Below are 18,443 nucleotides of genomic sequence, written 5' to 3'. Positions count from 1 at the left end.
CATCTGCGCCCCCCGCTATGGATTTTCCAGCGCCGCCCGCTGGGCCAGGAGCAGCCCGATGGCGTCCCCCAGCATGGTGAAGAAGGCGCCGAGCACCGCTGCCTGGGCGTCGCTCTTGCCCGCGGTGAGCTGGATGGCGGCCAGTGCGGCGATGGCCAGCAGCGCCTCGCCGGACGGCCCGGAGCTCGCCTGCATCCCACCACCCCCTGAATCAGCATATGGGCGGCGGGGCCGCCCTGTGCGGGAAATGCGCAATATCATGCAAGAAACAGGCGGCGGGACGTGCTATACTGCTTCCATCTCAGACAGAGGAGTGCCCTATGGAACAGGAATTGCGGCGCGTGTACTACGATCCGGAGCTGGGAGTGGAGGCATGTCTCTTTCAGGGCATCGACCAGGGCTTTCCGGAGCATTTTCACACCTATTATGTCATTGGAACCATGGATCGGGGGAGCCGGAAGGTGACCATCGCGGGGGAGACCCTCCGCCTTGCCCCCGGTGAGCTGGTATTCTTTCAGCCCGGCGAGCCCCACGCCTGCCGTCCGGTGGGGGAGGAGCGCCTGGACTGGCGGGGGCTCCACGTGCCGCAGGAGGTCATGGAGCGGGCCGCTGAAGCCGTCACCGGCCGCCAGTTTGCCCCCCATTTCACGCCTTCGGTGCTGCCCGGGAGCGAACTGACCAGTCTGTTCCGGGAGGTGTGGGAGCTGGTAGCGGGGGAGCAGGGGGAGCTCCGCCGGGAGGAGGCCTTTCTCCTGCTGGTGGGCCGCCTGCTGGAGCGCTGCGGCGGCTGTCCCCGGCCGCCGGAGGAGGTGCGGCCCGAGGTGCGGGCGGTGTGTGACTATCTGGAGGCCCACTGCGACCGGCGCATCACGCTGGAGCAGCTCTCCACCCTGGCGGGGCTGAGCAAGTACCACCTTCTGCGCTGCTTCACCCGCCAGAAGGGGATCACCCCCTACCGCTATCTGGAAACGGTGCGGGTGAACCAGGCCAGGGCCCTGCTGGAGCAGGGGGCCGCCCCGTTGGACGCGGCCCTGCGGGCGGGCTTTGCCGATCAGAGCCACTTCAACCACTTTTTCAAAATCCTGACCGGACTCACCCCCAGCCAGTACCGGGCCGTGTTTGCGGCGGAACGGGGGGAGCCGTGAGCCGAGCGGGCCTGACGGGGCACGCCGCAGCCCTGCTGACCATCTTCCTCTGGGGCACCACCTTTATCTCCACGAAGGTGCTCCTGACCGGCCTGCGGCCCGTGGAGGTGCTGTTCCTCCGCTTCGCCCTGGGCTTTGTGGCCCTCTGCCTGCTGTACCCCCGGCGGCTCCGGCTGGCCGGGCGGCGGCAGGAGCTGTGGTTCGCGGCGGCGGGCCTGTGCGGCGTCACCCTCTATTTCCTGCTGGAGAACATCGCCCTGACCTGCACGCTGGCCTCCAATGTGGGGGTGCTGGTGTCCGTCAGTCCGATGCTGACCGCCCTGCTCTCCCACTTCCTCCTGCGGCGGGAGCGGCTGCGTCCCCTCTTTTTCGCGGGGCTGGCCGTGGCCCTGGCCGGGGTGGCGATGGTGTCGTATAACGGCGCCGCCGTGCTGGAGCTGAACCCCGGAGGCGATCTCCTGGCCCTGCTGGCGGCCGCCGCCTGGTCAGCCTACTCCCTGCTGACCCGTAAGCTCTCCGCCTTCGGCTACCCGGTGGTGCAGACCACCCGCCGCACCTTCGCCTGGGGCCTGCTGTTTCTGCTGCCCGTCCTGCCGGTGCTGGGCTTCCGGCCCGGGCTCGGGACTCTGACGGAGCCGGTTTACCTGCTCAACCTGCTCTATCTGGGGCTGGGGGCCTCCGCCCTGTGCTTTGTCACCTGGGGCTTTGCCGTGGGGCGGCTGGGGGCGGTCAGAACCAGCGCCTACATCTACCTGGTGCCGGTGGTGACTCTGGTCACCTCCGCGCTGGTGCTGGGTGAGCCGGTGACGCCCCTCTCGCTGGGGGGCGCGGTGCTGACGGTGGCCGGACTGGCGCTGTCGGAGTGGGAGCCGCGAAAGGAGGGGAGTAAGGGCGGAGTTGAGTGAGTTCAAGTGCGCCCTGGTACCGGACGAGTGGCTTCTGCCCGCGGGGAGCAGGGGCGCTGTTACAGCGTCGACCCTGTGTGGGCCCCAAAAGCGGATCAACCGCCCCGCTGGCAGCCTGCCCCTGTTCCAATAAGACGAAAAGAGGATTCCGCCGGGCGGAATCCTCTTTTTTATGTGCGGCTCAGCCGGCGCTCCAGGTGGGCCAGGAAGGCGGCGGGCTCCCGGTTGAGCACCAGCTCCTCGGGAAAGTCCAGCTCGTCCAGCAGGGCCTGGGCATATTGATGGCCGCCCACGGCGGAGACAAAGTGGGCATCGCTGCCCACCACCACCGGTACGCCCTCCCGCCGGCAGTGCTTCAGCATCTCCGTCACGTTGGCGGTGGAGTTTACCCGGGAACAGGCGGGGGAGAGGGAGGTGTTGTTGACCTCCAGAAGCACGCTGCGCTCCCCGGCGGCCCGCACCAGCGCCGGATAGTCCAGGGGATAGCGGCCGTCGTCCGGGTGTCCCAGGATACAGATCTTGGGGCAGTTGTCCATGGCGCGGACCATGGCCGCTGTATTCTCCTCCGGTCCGCCGCCCTGGGGCATGCACCAGATATGCTGGCTGGCGATGGCCATGTCCAGATTGTTCAGCAGCTTGGGGGAGAGATCCACCGTGCCGTCAAAGTCCATCACGTTGAGCTCCGCGCCCATCATGACCCGTACGCCGTAGATCTCCCGGTCGATGACCCGGAAGTTGAGAAAGTAGTCCTTGTGGGTGGTTAGCTCCATGCCGGGGGCGTGGTCGGTGATGCAGATGAGCTCCAGCCCCCGGTCGGCCGCCGCCCGCACCATCTCCAGCAGGGTGCAGTAGGCGTGCCCGCTGGCCAAGGTATGGGTGTGGCTGTCCAGTCGAAATTCCATACGTTCACTCCTTTTTTCCCATCTATCATACCCAAAATGATGGAAAAAGGCAAGGGGCCGGACAGAAGCCTGGCCCCTTGCGCGTCAGATACCGTTTCCACCGTTCCACTTCCAGTCCCGGATTTCGGGCATGTCCTGGCCGTGGGCGGTGATATACTCCTTGTGCTCCACCAGCTTGTCCTTCATGAGTTGAATGAGGAAGGCCCCCCGGTTGCCCAATTGGGGCAGCCGCTTTACCGTGTCGATGACCAGATTGAAGCGGTCAATGCGGTTGAGCACCCGCATGTCGAAGGGGGTGGTGATGGTGCCCTCCTCCCGGTAGCCAAGCACGTGGATGTTCTTGTTGTGCCGGCGGTAGGTCAGCTCGTGCACCAGGGAGGGGTAGCCGTGGAAGGCGAAGATGATGGGCTTGTCCCGGGTAAAGATCACGTCGTAATCCTCGTCGGTGAGCCCGTGGGGGTGGGCGGTGTGGGGCTGGAGCTTCATCAGATCCACCACGTTCACCACCCGCAGCCGCACCTCGGGCAGGTGGCGGCGCAGGATGGTCACCGCTGCCAGGGTTTCCAGCGTGGGGGTGTCGCCACAGCAGGCCAGCACCGCGTCGGGCTCCGCCCCCTGGTCATTGGAGGCCCACTGCCAGATGCCGATGCCGTGGGTACAGTGCTTGATGGCCTCGTCCATGGTGAGCCACTGGGGCCGGGGGTGCTTGGAGGCCACCATCACATTGACGTAATTCCGGCTTTTGATACAGTGGTCAAAGACGGAGAGCAGGCAGTTGGCGTCAGGGGGCAAGTAGAGCCGCACCACGTCCGCCTTCTTGTTGGCCACATGGTCCAGGAAGCCGGGGTCCTGGTGGGTGAAGCCGTTGTGATCCTGCTGCCACACGTTGGAGGACAGCACGTAGTTCAGGGAGGCGATGTCCTGCCGCCAGGGGAGCTGCCGGGCCACCTTGAGCCATTTGGCGTGCTGGCTCACCATGGAGTCCACGATGCGGATGAAAGCCTCGTAGCTGTTGAGAAAGCCGTGCCGCCCGGTGAGCAGATATCCCTCCAGCCAGCCCTGGCACATGTGCTCGGAGAGCATGCTGTCCATAATGCGCCCGTCGGCGGACAACCCCTCGTCGGTGGAGCGCAGCTCGGCGTTCCAGCGGCGGTCGCTGGCTTCAAAGGCGGCGGTGAGCTTGTTGCTCAGGGCCTCGTCGGGGGCGAAGATGCGGAAGTTGCGGGCCTTCTGGTTGAGCTTGAGCACGTCCCGGACATACTTGCCCAGCTCCGCCATGTCCTCCGCCACCGCCTCACCGGGGGCGGGTACCTCCACCGCGTAGCGGGTGAAGGAGGGGGTGCGCAGATCCCGCAGAAGCATGCCACCGTTGGCGTGGGGGTTGGCGCCCATGCGGCGCTCCCCCTGGGGGGCCACGGCCCGAAGGACAGGCACCGGTGCGCCCTCGGCGTCAAAGAGCTCCTCCGGCCGGTAGCTGCGCAGCCAGCGCTCCAATACCTCCAGGTGCTCCGGATGGGCGGCGTCCACCGCCACCGGAAGCTGGTGAGCGCGGAAGGTGCCCTCGGTGGGCGCGCCGTCCACCTCCTTCGGGCAGGTCCAGCCCTTGGGAGAGCGGAACACGAGCATGGGCCAGCGGGGGCGGGTGGTCTCGCCGAACTCCCGGGCCCCCTGCTGAATGCGCTGAATCTCCCGCACCGCCCAGTCCAGGGCCGCGGCCATCTTCTGGTGCATCTGGGCGGGCTCGTCCCCCTCCACAAAGCGGGGGGTCCAGCCGCAGCCCTTGAAGAAGTCCTCCACCTCCTCTGATGTGATGCGGGAGAACAGGGTGGGGGAGGAGATCTTGTAGCCGTTGAGGTGGAGGATGGGGAGCACCGCCCCGTCGGTGACGGGGTTGAGGAACTTGTTGGAGTGCCAGGCAGTGGCCAGCGGGCCGGTCTCCGCCTCCCCGTCACCCACCACGCAGGCGGCGATCAGGGTCGGGTTGTCCATCACCGCGCCAAAGGCGTGGGCCAGGGAGTAGCCCAGCTCGCCCCCCTCGTTGATGGAGCCGGGGGTCTCGGGGGCGCAGTGGCTGCCGATGCCGCCGGGGAAGGAGAACTGGCGGAACAGGCGGCGCATACCCTCCTCGTCCTGGCTCACGTTGGGGTAAAACTCGCTGTAGGTTCCCTCCAGATAGGTCTGGGCCACCACCGCGTTGCCGCCGTGGCCGGGGCCGGAGACATAGATCATGTTCAGCTCATGGCGTGTGATTACCCGGTTCAGGTGGGTATAGATAAAGTTTTGGCCCGGCACCGTGCCCCAGTGGCCCACCAGGGTGCGCTTGAGGTGCTCGGGGCGCAGAGGCTCCCGCAGCAGAGGGTTGTCCAGCAGGTAGAGCTGTCCGGCCGCCAGGTAGTTGGCGGCGCGCCAGTAGGCGTCCAGCTTGCGGAGCATGTCGGGGGTCAAAGGGCCCTTTTTGGACATGCGGGTGGAGGTTTTAACGATCACCTTCGTCTTTTCCTTGGGGGCTTTTGCCAATCGAATGACCTCCTTGTGTCGGCTTTTGTACTGCTTATTATAACCGATGGGACTATACTGTCAATAGAGTGGGGTCAAAATCCCTCTTAAAAGAAAAAACCGGGCCGGAAGCGGCGGCTTCCGGCCCAGTGGGGAGGGGGCATTTATTCCTCCATACCGGCCAGCCGACCCCGTGCGGTGCGGCGGTAGAGCAGCAGGGCGGTGAGGCAGGCGGCGCCCTCGGACAGGAGGAAGGCCAGCCACACCAGAGAGGGCCGGAGCGCGCCCAGCAGCAGGGCCAGCGGGAAAAGGAGCACAAGCTGGCGCAGCAGGGAAACCACTAGGCTGGAATTGGCCGCCCCCAGGGCCTGGAGGGCGGCACAGAGGATCACCGACACCCCGGCGCATACGAAGGAGAGGGCAATGAGGCGTAGGGCGGAGATACCCTCGGCCAGCACGGCGGCATCTGCGTCGAACAGACGGAGGAGAGGGCCGGGGATGGCCAGAAAAACCACGGTGCCCACGGCCATGATGGCGGCGGAGAGCACCAGGGCGAAATGGATGACCCCAGTGATGCGGCTGCGCTGCCGGGCGCCGTAGTTGAAGCTGACAATGGGGATGAGAGCGTTGTTCAGGCCGTTGACCGGCATGAAGAGGAAGGACTGGAGCTTGAAATAGGCCCCCAGAATGAACACGCCGGAGGCGGTGAACAGGGGGAGGATCAGATTCATGCCCAGGTTCATCACCGTGGCCAGGGCCTGCACCAGGATGGCGGGGACGCCCACACGAAACATGGTGCGGATGATGGCGCTGTCCGGGCGGAAGCCCCGGAAGGAGAGGCGCACGATGGAGCTGCGCCGCACCATACACAGCCCCACCACCATGCCCACCACCTGGCCCAGCACGGTGGCTAGGGCAGCGCCAGCCACCTCCATCCGGGGGAAGGGGCCGATGCCGAAGATAAGCAGGGGGTCGAGAATCAGATTGATGACCGCGCCGATGCCCTGGATGACCATAGGGCCCACAGTATTGCCGGTTGCCTGAAGGGTGCGCTCTCCGGCAAACTGCATGCAGATGCCGACGGAGGCCCCAGTGACGATGGAGAGATATTGGATGCCGTAGTCAATCACCTGGGGCTGCCCGGGGGCGAAGAGCCCCATAAAGACGGGGGCCAGGCCCACCCCCAGGACCAGAAAGACCACCCAGCAGACCAGATAGACGAAGTAGCCGTTGGCCACTACCCGGTTGGCCTCGTCGGGCCGGCCCTCCCCCAGCCGGCGGGCCAACAAGGCGTTGAAGCCCACGCCGGTGCCTACGCACACGGCGATCATCAGGGTCTGGATCGGGTAGACAAGCGCCAGGGCTACAAACCCGTCGGAGCTGAGCTGGGCCACGAACATGCTGTCCACCAGATTATAGAGGGCCTGGATCAGCATGGACAGCATCATGGGCCAGGCCATGTTCAGCAGCAGCCGGCGCACCGGCATGACCGCCATCTTGTTTTCCTGCAAAGCAATTCCTCCTGATCAAAAAAGACGGGTACCGAGGACGCGCCTCGATACCCGTCTGCCGCACGGCGTGGCAGCCCGTGCGGCTATAGCTGTTTGGTGTAGCGCAGATCCACGCAGGTCATGTCGTGAGGGAAGGGAATGTGCTCCTCCGTCCCGTCCCAGGCAAAGCCGTGCCGGGCGTAGAAGCGGCGGGCCCCCTCGTTCTCCCGCAGGACAAAGACGTAGCAGTTGAGGTAGCCGTTGGCCCGGAGGCGGCGCAGCGCCTCCTCCATCAGCACAGAGCCGTAGCCCCGGCCGGTGCAGGCGGGGTCGGTGTAGAAGGAGATGATCTCCCCCCAGCCCCGGTAGGCATCCCCGTGGATCACCAGCCCCTCGCTCTGGCGGGGACTGGGCCCCAGCCGCACCGGTCCGTAGGTGCAGCAGCAGACGGGAGTATCCCCGTCGCAGAGCAACAGGCCCCGGCACCGCCCGGTGGCGTAGTCCTCCCGGAAAAAGGGAATCCAGTGATCCTCGGTGATCACGTCCCTCAGGTAGTCGTCGGGCACGTGGCCGGGGTAAGCGGCGTGCCAGCCCCGGGCGTGAATGCGGCTCATGGCCGCAAAGTGCTCTTCCGTGCAGGCGTCTATGATGCGCAGTGAATTCATAAGCAGACCTCGTTTAGCGAGTGGATGAGCCGCCCGCGCCGGGTGGCGCGTACAAGCGTTTTGCCGGAGGCAAAACCTTGATGCCGGGCGAATTCAGTTCGCCCGCGCAGATAAAAAATCGGGGCCCCCGCCCGGCGGAAGCCGGGTGGGGAACTGCGGCTCATGGCCGCGAAGTGCTCTTCCGTGCAGGCGTCCACAAAGGAGAGGGCCTTACACATGAGCGGCCTCCCCAGCCTCCCGGCGCTCCGCCTCCTGCTTGGCCAGGCCCCGGGCGTTGGCCAGCATCAGCTTGATGCGGTTCTCCTGGTTGATCTTGGTGGCCCCGGGATCGTAGTCGATGGCCACGATGTTGGAGAAGGGATAGTCGTCCTTGAGCTTGCGGATCATGCCCTTGCCAACGATGTGGTTGGGCAGGCAGCCGAAGGGCTGTGTGCAGACGATGTTGGGGGTGCCGGAGTGGATGAGCTCCAACATCTCGGCGGTGAGCAGCCAGCCCTCGCCCATCTTGTTGCCCTCACCCAGATAGCCCTGGATCAGGCGGCGGAGATCCTCAAAGGTGCCGGGAGCGCGGAAGCCGCCCTTCTTCATGGCGGCGATCATGGCCCGCTGGCACTTCTCCACGTAGCCCTTGAGCACTTGGCACACCTTTTTCTTCACCCACTTGCCGCCGTAGATGTTCACGTCCACCTCGCGGTTGTAGATCTTGAAGATGATGAAGTCGGTCAGGCCGGGGACCACCGGCTCGGCCCCCTCGGACAGGAGAAACTCCTCCAGATTGTTGTTGCCCAGGGGGGAGTACTTGATGTAGATCTCGCCCACCACGCCGACCCTTACCTTGGGCTCCCCGGCCACGGGGATGGCCTTGAAAGCGGCCACAATGCGGTCAAAGTTGGCCACCATGCTTTGGAAAGAGAGGCCCTTGCCCTGGTTCATGGCCTCCAGAAGCTGGGTCTCCACCGCCTCAATGGTTTCGTCAGTCTGGCCCCGGCTGACCTCGTAGGGGCGGACCTGGTTGGCGGTCTGTACGATGATGTCGCCGTACATCATGGCGAACACCGCCTTGCGCAGGGTGTTGAGCCCCAGCTTGAAGCCGGGGTTGGGCTCCAGGCCCGACAGGTTGACCGAGATGACGGGGATATAGCTCAGACCTGCTTTCTCCAGCGCTTTGCGCAGCAGATGGATGTAGTTGGAGGCCCGGCATCCACCGCCGGTCTGGGTGATGAGCAGCGCCACCTTATGCATGTCGTACTTGCCGCTCTTCACCGCGTCGATGAGCTGGCCGATGACCAGCAGGGCGGGGTAACAGGTGTCGTTGTGGACGTACTTGAGCCCCTCATCCACGATGCCCCGGTGGTTGGTGGTGAGCATCTCCACGTGGAAGCCCTCGGTCTCCAGAATCCGGGCCATCAGGCCGAAGTGCACCGGGAGCATGGTGGGGAAGAGGATGGTGTACTCCTCCTTCATCTCCTTGGTGAACAGCAGCCGTCCGTTTTCGTCGTATACTAATTCTGCCATAACGGGTATTCCTTTCGCTTGCAATGGGAGCGCCGCGCGCTCAAAGGGGGTTGGCCCCCACCGACTCCCGAGCCGGCGGCGAGCTGGCCGTCAATGACGGCATCAAACTCCTGTTGTGCTATAAAAAGTCGGGATGGTCAGCCCCGGGCATCCTGCGCCTGGCGGGCCTCCATGGCGGCCATCAGGGAGCGGATGCGGATCTTGACCGCCCCCAGATTGCTGATGTCGTCGATTTTGAGCTGGGTGTAGAGCTTTCCGCCCTTTTCAAGAATGTCCCGCAGCTCGTCGGTGGTGATGGCGTCGGTGCCGCAGCCGAAGGAGACCAGCTGCACCACCTGCATGTCGGGCTGGGTGCATACATAGCGTGCGGCGTTATACATACGGCTCTGGAAGGTCCACTGGTTGAGCACCTTCCGGGGGGCATAGCCCTCCAGATAGCTCAGAGCGTCCTCGGTGACCAGCACGAAACCGAAAGAGGTGATCAGATCGTTGATGCCGTGGTTGATCTCCGGATCGATGTGGTAGGGCCGGCCGCAGGCCACGAGGATGGGCATGTGGTGGTCCCGGGCGTGGCGGATGTACTTCATGCCGGTCTCCCGCACGTCGTGGACATAGGCGTCGTAGGCCGCGTAGGCCGCCTTGGCCGCCGCCGCGGTCTCCCGCCTGGGAATGCTGAAATGCTCCTCCATGAGCTGGGCGATGCGCTTTTCAAAGTCCTTGTGCCGCCACAGGCCCACGTAGGGGTTGAGGAATTTGGTCTGCTTGAGCAGGGGAACGTTGGCGGCCAGCAGCTCAGGGTAGTAGGCCACCACCGGGCAGTTGTAGTGGTTGTCGCCGATGCCCTCGTCGTTGTTGTAGGACATGCAGGGGTACCAGATGGCGTCCACGCCCTCCTCCACCAGGGCCTCCACATGGCCGTGGAGCAGCTTTGCGGGGTAGCACACGGTGTCGGACGGGATGGTGTGCTGGCCCTTGAGGTAGAGCTTGCGGGAGGACTCGGGGGAGAGCACCACCTCGAAGTTGAGGCGGGTAAAGAACTCGAACCAGAAGGGCAGGTTTTCGTACATGTTCAGCCCGAAGGGGATGCCCATGCGGCCCCGGACGCCGTTTCCGCTCCCCTTGCCCTGGAGGGCGCGGAGCTTCTTGTATTTGTAGTTCATCAGATCGGGGTTCTCCACCTTCTCCTTGCCCAAGGGGCGGGAGCAGCGGTTACCCGAGATGAAGCGCCGCCCGCCGTCAAAGGTGTTGACGGTGAGGGAGCAGTGGTTGGTGCACAGGTTGCAGGTGGTGGGCTTGGCGGTGTGGGAGAAGGACTGTAAAGCCTCCTCGCTCAACAGCGCGCTCTTCTCCAGATGCAGATCCCTGGCATAGAGGGCCGCGCCGAAGGCACCCATGATGCCCGAGATGGTGGGCCGGGTGACGTTGCGGCCCAGCTCCTGCTCGAAGGCCCGGAGCACCGCGTCGTTGTGGAAGGTGCCGCCCTGCACCACGATGTGCTGGCCCAGATCGTCGGCGTTGGCGGCCCGGATGACCTTGTAGACCGCGTTCTTCACGATGGAGATGGACAGGCCCGCGGAGATGTCCTCCACGCTGGCCCCGTCCTTCTGGGCCTGCTTGACGCTGGAGTTCATGAACACGGTGCAGCGGGAGCCCAGGTTGACCGGGTGCCTGGCCAGCAGGCCCAGCTTGGCAAAGTCGGCGATGGTGTAGCCCAGGGCCTTGGCAAAGGTCTCGATGAAGGAGCCGCAGCCGGAGGAGCAGGCCTCGTTGAGCATGATGGAGTCCACCGCGCCGTTGCGGATTTTGAAGCACTTCATGTCCTGGCCGCCGATGTCGATGATGAAGTCCACGTCGGGGTTGAAGTGGCGGGCGGCGCTGTAGTGGGCCACCGTCTCCACCAGCCCGGCGTCGCAGGAGAAGGCATTTTTGATGAGGTCCTCGCCGTAGCCGGTGACGGCCGCGCCCTTGATGGTGATGCGGCTGCCGCACAGCTTGTAGATCTCCCGGAGCTGCTCCAGCACGATGGCCACCGGGTTGCCCAGGTTGGAGTGGTAGTAGGTGTAGAGCAGTCCGCCGTCGGCGGTGATCAGCGCGATTTTGGTGGTGGTGGAGCCGGCGTCAATGCCCAGCCAGGCGGCGCCGGTGTAGGTGTGTATGTCCACCTCGGGGGGGTGCATGGCGTTGTGACGGGCCAGGAAGGCGTCGTACTCCTCCTGGCTGTCAAAGAGGGGGGGCATGGTGTCCACCAGGCCCACGCTGTCCACGCTCTTCTCCAGCCGGTCCAGCACCTCGTCAAAGGAGCGCTCGCCGTAGTCGGAGGAGCACAGGGCCGCGCCCATGGCGGCGAAGCAGTCGCCGTCCTCGGGGAACACGGCGTGGTCGGCGTCCAGCTTCAGGGTCTCCACGAAGCGCTGCCGCAGGCCCATGAGGAAGTGGAGGGGGCCGCCCAGGAAGACGATCTTGCCCTTGAGCTCCCGGCCCTGGGTGAGGCCGGCCACCGTCTGATCCACCACGGCCTGGAAGATAGAGGCCGCCACGTCCTCCTTCCGGCCGCCCTGGTTGAGGATGGGCTGGATGTCGCTCTTGGCAAAGACGCCGCAGCGGGAGGCGATGGGGTAGATCTTCTCGTGGCGCAGGCTCAGCTCGTCCAGCTCGTTCACCGTCACGTTCATGAGGGTGGCCATCTGGTCGATGAAAGCGCCGGTGCCGCCGGCGCAGGAGCCGTTCATCCGCTCCTCCAGCGCGCCGCCGAAAAAGATGATTTTGGCGTCCTCGCCGCCCAGTTCGATGACCGCATCGGTGTCGGGTATGTACTGGTTGACGGCGGCGGCAGTGGCGTACACCTCCTGCACGAAGTCGATCTCCGCCGCCTTGGCCACGCCCAGGCCGGCCGAGCCGGTGATGACGATGCGCACCTGCCGGCCGGCGAGCCGGTCCGCCAGAGAGCGCAGAGTCTCGGCGGCCCGCTCCCGGGCCTTGGAGTAGTGCCGCTCATAGGAGCGGAACAGCAGTTTGTTTTGTTCGTCCAGCAGCACCACCTTGACAGTGGTGGAGCCAATATCAATGCCAATACGAAGGCTCATTCGGTTCACCTTATATCCTTTATCAGAATTCGTACCGTACATAATATATCAAAATTTGATTTTTTACAACCCCAAAGCGGCGAAATACAGGATGTTCCGTAGTCGGAAGGAATCTCCGTCGGATTCTGAAATGCTGTTGACAAATAATATTATACAGAATATAATATTGGTGAAATGAAAGGAGGCGGCGTCATGACCTTTCCATTGGGTGCTCCCCTGTTGGATGCCTGCGTGCTGGCGGTGCTGGAGAAGGAGGACGCCTACGGCTACAGCCTGACCCAGCGGATGAAGGAGGTGGTGGAACTGTCCGAGTCCACCCTCTATCCGGTGCTGCGGCGCTTGCAGCAGAGCGGATGCCTGACGGTGTATGACAAGCCCTTCCAGGGGCGCAACCGGAGGTACTACGCCATCACCCCGGCGGGGCGGGCCCTGCTGGCGGGGTACCGGAAGGAGTGGGCGCGCTATCGGGGGCAGATTGAGGAACTTTTGCTGGACGAAAAGGAGGAGCGGCATGAATAAGGCGGAATTCCTGGCGGGCCTGCGGGACGCGCTGGCGGGAAAGCTCCCGTCCGGGGAGCTGGAGGATGTGCTGTCCTATTATGAGGAGTATTTCGCCGACGCGGGTGAGGAGCATGAGGCGGAGGCGGCCGAGGGGCTGGGGTCCCCCGCCTCCGTGGCGGCCCAGGTGCTGGAGGGGCGGACGGGGCAGGCGCCCTCCGCAGCGTCCGCCGAAAGGCGGCCGAGGCGGCTTTGGCCCGTCGTACTCGGCATCTGCGCCGCCGCGCTTCTGCTCCTGGGCGTGGGCATCAGGCTGGTATTTCTGGCCCAACGGATGCCCGACGCACCGGCGGCAGGGGAACGGCAGCCGGTTGCGGCAGGACAGGAGCCTGCGGTGGTGGAGCAGGACCCGGTTTCCACACCGCCGGAAAACAAGCTGGAGCTGGAGCCCTTTACCGCGTTGGACATCGATGTGGGCATTGGTGATATCCGCATGGAGGAGGGGGACGGCTGGTATCTGAGTCTGACCAGCGGTGGCCAAGACGGAGACGGCACACCTTACCTGCTGAACCACAGCCAGAGCGGTGACACGCTGGAGATCTGGAGCACACCGGAGAATATATCGGGTGACGGCAGCCCGAAGGGCGAGGTGGTGCTCACCGTCCCGGAGGGAACGGTGCTCAATCGGGCGGAGATCTCCATAGGTGTGGGCGCGCTGGACTGGAGCGGCTGCGCCGTGGAGGGCCTGCTGCGGGCCGAGAGCGGCGTGGGCGGGCTGGATGTGACGGCTCCGGTGGGGGAGGCCGAGCTGATCTCCGGTGTGGGCGACGTGGCCCTGAGAGCGGCGGGAAGCGGGGTGGACTACGCCTACCAGTTGACCACGGGCACCGGCGAACTTCAGGTGGACGGGGAGAAAGCGGGCCCCTTCTTCGCGTCCGGCGGCGCGGGGGACAGGGCGCTGACTCTCTCCAGCGGTACGGGGGACGTGTGCCTGGACTTTACAGACGAATAGCCCTTTCATGGAATTTTAATGTTTTTTACGGTTGCGGATTAAGAAAAACGTGTTATGATCTCTCCAGACTCGAACGAGAGGACGGAGCATATGACACGAGAGGAGTATCTGGCCCAGTTGCGGGCCCTGCTCACGGGGCGGACGCCGCCCGACGAGCTGGAGCGCATTCTGGCCTACTACACGGAATACTTTGACGAGGCGGGCCCCCAGGGGGAGGGACGGGTGATCCGGGAACTGGGCACCCCGGCCGAGCTGGTGGGCCGCGTCCTGGGAGCACAGCGGAGCCGGACGGTTCCGGCGGAGCGGGATTGCCCGCCAGAGGGCGCCGCCCGGGAGCGGCACGGCCTGGGTACACTGTGGAAGGTGCTGCTGGCCATCTGCGCCGCCCCCATCGCCATCCCGCTGATCCTCGTGGTGGTGGCGATGGTATTGGGCCTTGTCGTCCTGATCCTCGCCCTGGTGGCCGGAGTGGCCGTGGGCGGGGTGGTGGCCATCGGGGCGGGGGTCTTTACCGCCTGCGCGGGCTTTTCAGTGCTGTTCAGCGCGGGCCTGCCCACCATGATGTTCTTCTGCGGCGTCGGCCTGCTGTCCAGCGGCGTGGGGCTGCTCCTCATCGCGGGCAGCTTCCTGCTGGCCGGGCTGTGCTTCCGCGGCATGGCGGCGCTGCTGGGCCGCTGGCTGAATCGAAGGGAGGTGCGGGCATGAACATGCCGGCAAAGGTATGCCTGGGGGCTGGTGCCTTCCTGGTCATGTCGGGGGGGTTGCTGGCCATCACGGGCTTTGCCATGGGGGCACAGACCCACCTGGACCTCGACTGGGGCAGGGCACATAAAAGCGAAACGCCGGTGGATACCGGCGCTCCCCATGTGGAGGAGGGGACGGCGCTGCCGGCCTTCTCCCGGCTGGACGTGGATGTGAGCATTGGGGACGTGACCGTGGAATACGGCGGGGAGTACGGAATTTCCCTGACCGGCTGGGGCGGAATTCAGTTGGAGTATGAGCTGGACGGGGATACCCTCAAGGTACGCAGCGGGGCGGGTGCCTGGGAGCTGTCTGACTGGGAGCACGAGGTCGCGGCGGTGATCACGCTGCCCGAGGGGGTTGCCCTGGAGTCGGCGGACATCCGCACCGCTCTGGGAGATGTGACGATCACGGGGGTGACCGCCGGGACCCTGGCTGCGGGGAGTGAAATGGGCTCCCTGGCGCTCTATGGCGTGGAGGCGGCGGATGCCGCGCTCGCGGTTTCCATGGGCGATCTGACGGCGGAGGGCCTGACCACCCGCAGCTCTTGCACCGTGGAGAATGCTATGGGCGATGTCTATCTGGATGGGAATTTCCGGGGGAATACGGAATGCACCCTGTCCATGGGGGATCTGGAGCTGTATACCGGAGAACCCATCGACGACTACGGCCTGGACATGCACCTGTCCATGGGAGAGCTGACCCTGAACGGCTCGGAACAGCGCCCGGTCATGACAAGCCCCGGCGGCCCCCATTCCTTGAAGGTGACCAGTGATATGGGGGATGTCCGGGTGGAATTCGGCGGATAGCGCTCTCTGTTTCAAAACGCGGGCCCCCCCCGTTTCTGCTATAGTAGAAAGAACGCGAAAGGAGGGAGTGGGGCAGAATGGAACCGCTGCAGCCGCATCAGAGCCGGTGGTACCGGCGCACCGATCCCCAGGGGCGGGCCTTGCTGGCCCTGCTGCTTCCCCTGGCCGGGGTCTACCTGTGCCAACTGGTCACCCTCCAGGAGCCGGCGGCGGCGTGGGCGTGGATGGGGAGCCACGCCGGTGCGGCGGGGTACACCTATCTGGTGCTGCTGCTGGCCCAGCTCCTGGTGACCACCCTGACCGACAGCCTGCTCTGCGGCCAGCTCCTCACCCTCCTGCCCTGCCTGCTGCTGTCTGTTGCCAGCCATCTGAAGCAGGCGGTCAACGGTGTCCCCCTGCTGGTCAGCGACCTGGCCATGGCGGGGCAGGCGGGACAGGTGGCGGGTTTCCTCCGCCCCGGCATGGAGCTGGGGGAGGGCACCTGGGGGGGCATAGCCCTGGCGGCGCTTTTGTTCCTGGCGGCCTTTGTCTGGTCCCGCCCGGCCCGGCCCCTGGACGGCCGGCGGCGGCTGGGCGTGCTGGGACTTCTGGCCGCCCTGCTGGCCTGGGTGCTGCTGAGTCCGGCCTCTGCCGTGCTGCTGGCCGGGGAGGAGGGGGAGAGCCAGTCCATGCGCAACGACCGGCTGGGCCTTCTGGCCGGGCTTTACAGCGCCGCCCGGGAGAGCGCCATGGCCGAGCCGGACAGCTACAGCGAGGACGGCATGAACCGCATCCTGCTCCAGCTCCGGGCGGAGGCAGAGCAGCCGGCGGAGCCGGCGGTCAAGCCCAATGTGGTGCTGGTGGTGTCGGAGAGCTTCTTTGACCCCACCCGCCTGCCGGGCGTGTCCTTTTCCGCCGACCCGGTGCCCAGCTTCCACGCCCTGGCGGAGGCGTTCCCCAGCGGCGCCTTCCTGTCCAACACCTACGCCGGGGGTACCGGCAACGTGGAGATGGAACTGTTCACCGGCATCCCTTCCGCCTTCCTGGGGGCGGGGGAGTCCCTCACCGGCCTGGGCGATACGTCGGCCTACCGCCGGGTGCCTTCGCTGGCCCGGGTATTCGGGGCGGCGGGGTATGAGACCCTCTTTGTCCACTCCTACAACGACGAGCTCTATGACCGGGCACGCAATATCCCCGCCCTGGGCTTTGACCAGATCATTTATCAGGACGACTTCCTTGTGGACAAGACTTATGCCGGGGGCTATGTCTCCGACGACACCCTGGCCGACGAGCTGATTGCCCGCTTCGAGGCCAAGGGGGACGGCCCGGTGTTTCTCTACGGCCTGACCATGGAAAATCACCAGCCCTACTTCGGCGGCAAGTTTAACACCCCGGCGCCGGTGGCGTCGTCGGCGGACAACCTGAGCGGGGAGGAGGCGGGGGTGCTGGACGCTCTGGTTCACGGCCTGACCGATGCGGACGCTACTCTGGGCAAGCTGACGGACTACTTCGCCCAGGTAGAGGAGCCCACTATCCTGGTCTTCCTGGGGGATCATCTGCCGGGGTTGTCGCTGGGCGGGGAGGATACGCTCTATACCCGCCTGGGCTATGCGTCCTCGGCAGATACCGGAAGCTGGGACGCGGAGGAGCTCAAGCAGATGCACAGCACCGACTTCCTGGTGTGGAACAACTTTGGGGCGGAACTGGAGGCGCCGGCGGAGGTGAGCTGTACCGGCCTGGGGACGTATCTGCTGGGGTGGGCGGGGCTGCCCAAGCCCCTGTATTTCCAGTGGGTGTTCGCCGCTATGGAGGAGATGACCCTCTACCGGGAGCGGCTTTTCGTAGCTGCCGACGGCACCCCCTCCCACACGCCTCCAGAGAATTGCGAACCCCTGGTGGCGGCGTGGCGCAACATCGTTTATGACATGCTCTACGGGGAACAGTACATTACCGGCCAGCTCACCGGACAGACGGGGCTTTCATAAGATTTTAATCTCTCTTTCAGAACGGTTAAAGCTGGGACTGCTATTCTTTGGACAGAATATGAGAGGGGGCAGAATCCATGAAAAAGCGCCTGCTTCCCTGTCTGGCCGTGCTGTTTCTGCTGCTGACGGCCTGCGGGGTGGGTCACATGGGGGTGCATGCCCTGGAGGATATCACCGATGCGGATATCGTGGCCAACGAGATGGGATATTCGGCGGTTCTCTGGCAGAGCTACAGCGATACCTTCTCCTGCGAGGCGAGCTGGGAGAGCTTCCGCGGGGTGGAGTACCTCTGGACCCTGCCGGGAAACGAAGCGCGGACGGTGCACGTGACCTATGCCGAGCAGGAGTGCGGCGACTACCGGGTGGTGCTGGTACTGCCCGACGACACTGTGGTGGAGCTGGAGGAGGGGGAGAACACGGTGGAGGTGCCGGAGGGGAGCACCTGGATGGCCGTGGCCGCCGCCGGGGGCGGTGGGGCCTTCACCGCCCAATGGGAATCATAAATGCCCCTAAAAAAGCCGCCCGCCGCATAATCGCGGCCTATTCAATAAAGATGCTTGTACGAGACAAAACCAGCGGGTAAAACATCAAATAAGAGACAATAATAAATAAAAATAGGCGGTATCCCATGTAGTCCCATGGGATACCGCCTGTTCCTTTTTGTTCCATCGTAGTAGCGGTAAATTTGGGTAAAACCGTCCTTTATACCTCCCGGGGCGCTTTACCGGAAGACCCAAAAGTCCTTGTGGCTCTAGCATCTTCCTCTCTGCGCTCCTCGATGGCCTCTTTCAGTAACATGTCCTTGACCTTCATGAGGCGGATGGTGTTGGCGCGCTCGTTCTCGTCCAGCTTCATGGTAATATACTGGATGGCCTCCTCCATTTGGGGGATCTTTACATACTCCAGGGCGTTGACCCGGCGGCGGGTCTTCTCGATCTCCTCGGCCAGGAGCTGGGAGGTCTTTTCGATCTCCGCCAGGCGGAGCATATCCTGGAGCACGCCGGACAGGGCCTCCACAGCGCCGTCCAGTTCGCCGGAGGTGGTGGCGAAGCCGTAGGGGTAGATTTCCCCGGCGTCGTCGCTCTTGGTCTTGAAGTGGTACACCGGCACATTGACGCTCATGATGTTCTGGAAAGTCATATCCAGCTCCACGCTCTGCTTGGGGTAGAGCAGGGCCTGCTCCAGCATCTCGGTGGACATGAGGGCGGAGGCCACGGT

At 64.7% G+C, this 18,443-nt stretch carries 16 protein-coding genes; 8 read left to right on the top strand and 8 right to left on the bottom strand.

Annotation, left to right across the window (positions count from 1 at the left end):
* Positions 1-15: 15 nt before the first annotated feature.
* On the bottom strand, positions 16-195 hold the full coding sequence (locus ACESY8_RS13870) for a DUF6774 domain-containing protein (protein WP_007487947.1): 180 nt from the start codon (positions 193-195) through the stop codon (positions 16-18).
* Positions 196-320: 125 nt separating this feature from the next.
* On the opposite strand from ACESY8_RS13870, the gene ACESY8_RS13865 reads away from it, so the two are divergent.
* Together ACESY8_RS13865 and ACESY8_RS13860 are read left to right on the top strand one after the other, a co-directional pair.
* On the top strand, positions 321-1,145 hold the full coding sequence (locus tag ACESY8_RS13865; RefSeq protein WP_054338585.1) for an AraC family transcriptional regulator: 825 nt from the start codon (positions 321-323) through the stop codon (positions 1,143-1,145).
* Complete coding sequence (locus tag ACESY8_RS13860; protein WP_044943835.1) at positions 1,142-2,050, top strand: DMT family transporter; 909 nt, start codon at positions 1,142-1,144, stop codon at positions 2,048-2,050. The genes ACESY8_RS13865 and ACESY8_RS13860 overlap by 4 nt, the downstream gene beginning before the upstream one ends.
* A 170-nt stretch (positions 2,051-2,220) precedes the next feature.
* On the opposite strand, the gene ACESY8_RS13855 is transcribed toward ACESY8_RS13860, so the two are convergent.
* From ACESY8_RS13855 to ACESY8_RS13830, 6 genes are all read right to left on the bottom strand, one after another.
* A complete protein-coding gene (locus ACESY8_RS13855; protein WP_054338584.1) occupies positions 2,221-2,952 on the bottom strand; it encodes a phosphatase in 732 nt (243 codons plus the stop codon).
* 84 nt (positions 2,953-3,036) lie between these two features.
* Positions 3,037-5,415: a phosphoketolase family protein gene (locus ACESY8_RS13850; RefSeq protein WP_434307699.1), complete on the bottom strand. Its 2,379-nt coding sequence runs from the start codon at positions 5,413-5,415 to the stop codon at positions 3,037-3,039.
* A 197-nt stretch (positions 5,416-5,612) separates the two neighbouring features.
* A complete protein-coding gene (locus ACESY8_RS13845; RefSeq protein WP_054338583.1) occupies positions 5,613-6,959 on the bottom strand; it encodes an MATE family efflux transporter in 1,347 nt (448 codons plus the stop codon).
* A gap of 83 nt (positions 6,960-7,042) precedes the next feature.
* Positions 7,043-7,603, bottom strand: coding sequence for a GNAT family N-acetyltransferase (locus ACESY8_RS13840; RefSeq protein WP_054338582.1), 561 nt, complete (start codon positions 7,601-7,603; stop codon positions 7,043-7,045).
* Positions 7,604-7,813: 210 nt separating this feature from the next.
* Positions 7,814-9,118 (bottom strand): 2-hydroxyacyl-CoA dehydratase, encoded by a 1,305-nt coding sequence (locus ACESY8_RS13835; RefSeq protein ID WP_054338581.1) that lies wholly within the window; start codon positions 9,116-9,118, stop codon positions 7,814-7,816.
* Between the two features lie 137 nt (positions 9,119-9,255).
* Positions 9,256-12,201: an acyl-CoA dehydratase activase gene (locus ACESY8_RS13830; RefSeq protein ID WP_054338580.1), complete on the bottom strand. Its 2,946-nt coding sequence runs from the start codon at positions 12,199-12,201 to the stop codon at positions 9,256-9,258.
* 192 nt (positions 12,202-12,393) lie between these two features.
* On the opposite strand from ACESY8_RS13830, the gene ACESY8_RS13825 reads away from it, so the two are divergent.
* From ACESY8_RS13825 to ACESY8_RS13800, 6 genes are all read left to right on the top strand, one after another.
* A complete protein-coding gene (locus ACESY8_RS13825; RefSeq protein WP_009260358.1) occupies positions 12,394-12,720 on the top strand; it encodes a PadR family transcriptional regulator in 327 nt (108 codons plus the stop codon).
* Positions 12,713-13,711, top strand: coding sequence for an HAAS signaling domain-containing protein (locus tag ACESY8_RS13820; protein WP_054338579.1), 999 nt, complete (start codon positions 12,713-12,715; stop codon positions 13,709-13,711). The genes ACESY8_RS13825 and ACESY8_RS13820 overlap by 8 nt, the downstream gene beginning before the upstream one ends.
* Before the next feature lie 90 nt (positions 13,712-13,801).
* Complete coding sequence (locus ACESY8_RS13815) at positions 13,802-14,416, top strand: DUF1700 domain-containing protein (protein WP_039996819.1); 615 nt, start codon at positions 13,802-13,804, stop codon at positions 14,414-14,416.
* Positions 14,413-15,261 carry a DUF4097 family beta strand repeat-containing protein gene (locus tag ACESY8_RS13810; RefSeq protein WP_434307695.1) on the top strand — a complete coding sequence of 283 codons (849 nt, stop codon included), beginning with the start codon at positions 14,413-14,415 and terminating at the stop codon, positions 15,259-15,261. Before ACESY8_RS13815 ends, ACESY8_RS13810 begins: the two co-directional genes overlap by 4 nt.
* Before the next feature lie 77 nt (positions 15,262-15,338).
* Positions 15,339-17,225 carry an LTA synthase family protein gene (locus ACESY8_RS13805; RefSeq protein ID WP_434307694.1) on the top strand — a complete coding sequence of 629 codons (1,887 nt, stop codon included), beginning with the start codon at positions 15,339-15,341 and terminating at the stop codon, positions 17,223-17,225.
* 77 nt (positions 17,226-17,302) lie between these two features.
* Positions 17,303-17,728, top strand: a complete 426-nt coding sequence (locus ACESY8_RS13800; RefSeq protein ID WP_009260284.1) for a hypothetical protein — start codon at positions 17,303-17,305, stop codon at positions 17,726-17,728.
* A gap of 199 nt (positions 17,729-17,927) precedes the next feature.
* Here ACESY8_RS13800 and ACESY8_RS13795 read toward each other — a convergent pair.
* Positions 17,928-18,443: V-type ATP synthase subunit D (locus tag ACESY8_RS13795; protein ID WP_498794783.1), on the bottom strand; the 516-nt coding region annotated here is incomplete at its 5' end.

The organism is Clostridium sp. ATCC BAA-442 (genome assembly GCF_964239415.1).
Lineage (GTDB): Bacteria > Bacillota > Clostridia > Oscillospirales > Oscillospiraceae > Flavonifractor > Flavonifractor plautii.
This window is presented reverse-complemented; position numbering and strand designations above follow the sequence as displayed.

What these genes read in the sequence shown, in the direction of transcription:
- ACESY8_RS13870 (WP_007487947.1), bottom strand. Translation starts at nt 195, where the DNA reads ATGCAGGCGAGCTCCGGGCCGTCCGGCGAGGCGCTGCTGGCCATCGCC.
- ACESY8_RS13865 (WP_054338585.1), top strand. Translation starts at nt 321, where the DNA reads ATGGAACAGGAATTGCGGCGCGTGTACTACGATCCGGAGCTGGGAGTG.
- ACESY8_RS13855 (WP_054338584.1), bottom strand. Translation starts at nt 2,952, where the DNA reads ATGGAATTTCGACTGGACAGCCACACCCATACCTTGGCCAGCGGGCAC.
- ACESY8_RS13850 (WP_434307699.1), bottom strand. Translation starts at nt 5,415, where the DNA reads ATGTCCAAAAAGGGCCCTTTGACCCCCGACATGCTCCGCAAGCTGGAC.
- ACESY8_RS13840 (WP_054338582.1), bottom strand. Translation starts at nt 7,603, where the DNA reads ATGAATTCACTGCGCATCATAGACGCCTGCACGGAAGAGCACTTTGCG.
- ACESY8_RS13835 (WP_054338581.1), bottom strand. Translation starts at nt 9,118, where the DNA reads ATGGCAGAATTAGTATACGACGAAAACGGACGGCTGCTGTTCACCAAG.
- ACESY8_RS13830 (WP_054338580.1), bottom strand. Translation starts at nt 12,201, where the DNA reads ATGAGCCTTCGTATTGGCATTGATATTGGCTCCACCACTGTCAAGGTG.
- ACESY8_RS13825 (WP_009260358.1), top strand. Translation starts at nt 12,394, where the DNA reads ATGACCTTTCCATTGGGTGCTCCCCTGTTGGATGCCTGCGTGCTGGCG.
- ACESY8_RS13820 (WP_054338579.1), top strand. Translation starts at nt 12,713, where the DNA reads ATGAATAAGGCGGAATTCCTGGCGGGCCTGCGGGACGCGCTGGCGGGA.
- ACESY8_RS13815 (WP_039996819.1), top strand. Translation starts at nt 13,802, where the DNA reads ATGACACGAGAGGAGTATCTGGCCCAGTTGCGGGCCCTGCTCACGGGG.
- ACESY8_RS13810 (WP_434307695.1), top strand. Translation starts at nt 14,413, where the DNA reads ATGAACATGCCGGCAAAGGTATGCCTGGGGGCTGGTGCCTTCCTGGTC.
- ACESY8_RS13805 (WP_434307694.1), top strand. Translation starts at nt 15,339, where the DNA reads ATGGAACCGCTGCAGCCGCATCAGAGCCGGTGGTACCGGCGCACCGAT.
- ACESY8_RS13800 (WP_009260284.1), top strand. Translation starts at nt 17,303, where the DNA reads ATGAAAAAGCGCCTGCTTCCCTGTCTGGCCGTGCTGTTTCTGCTGCTG.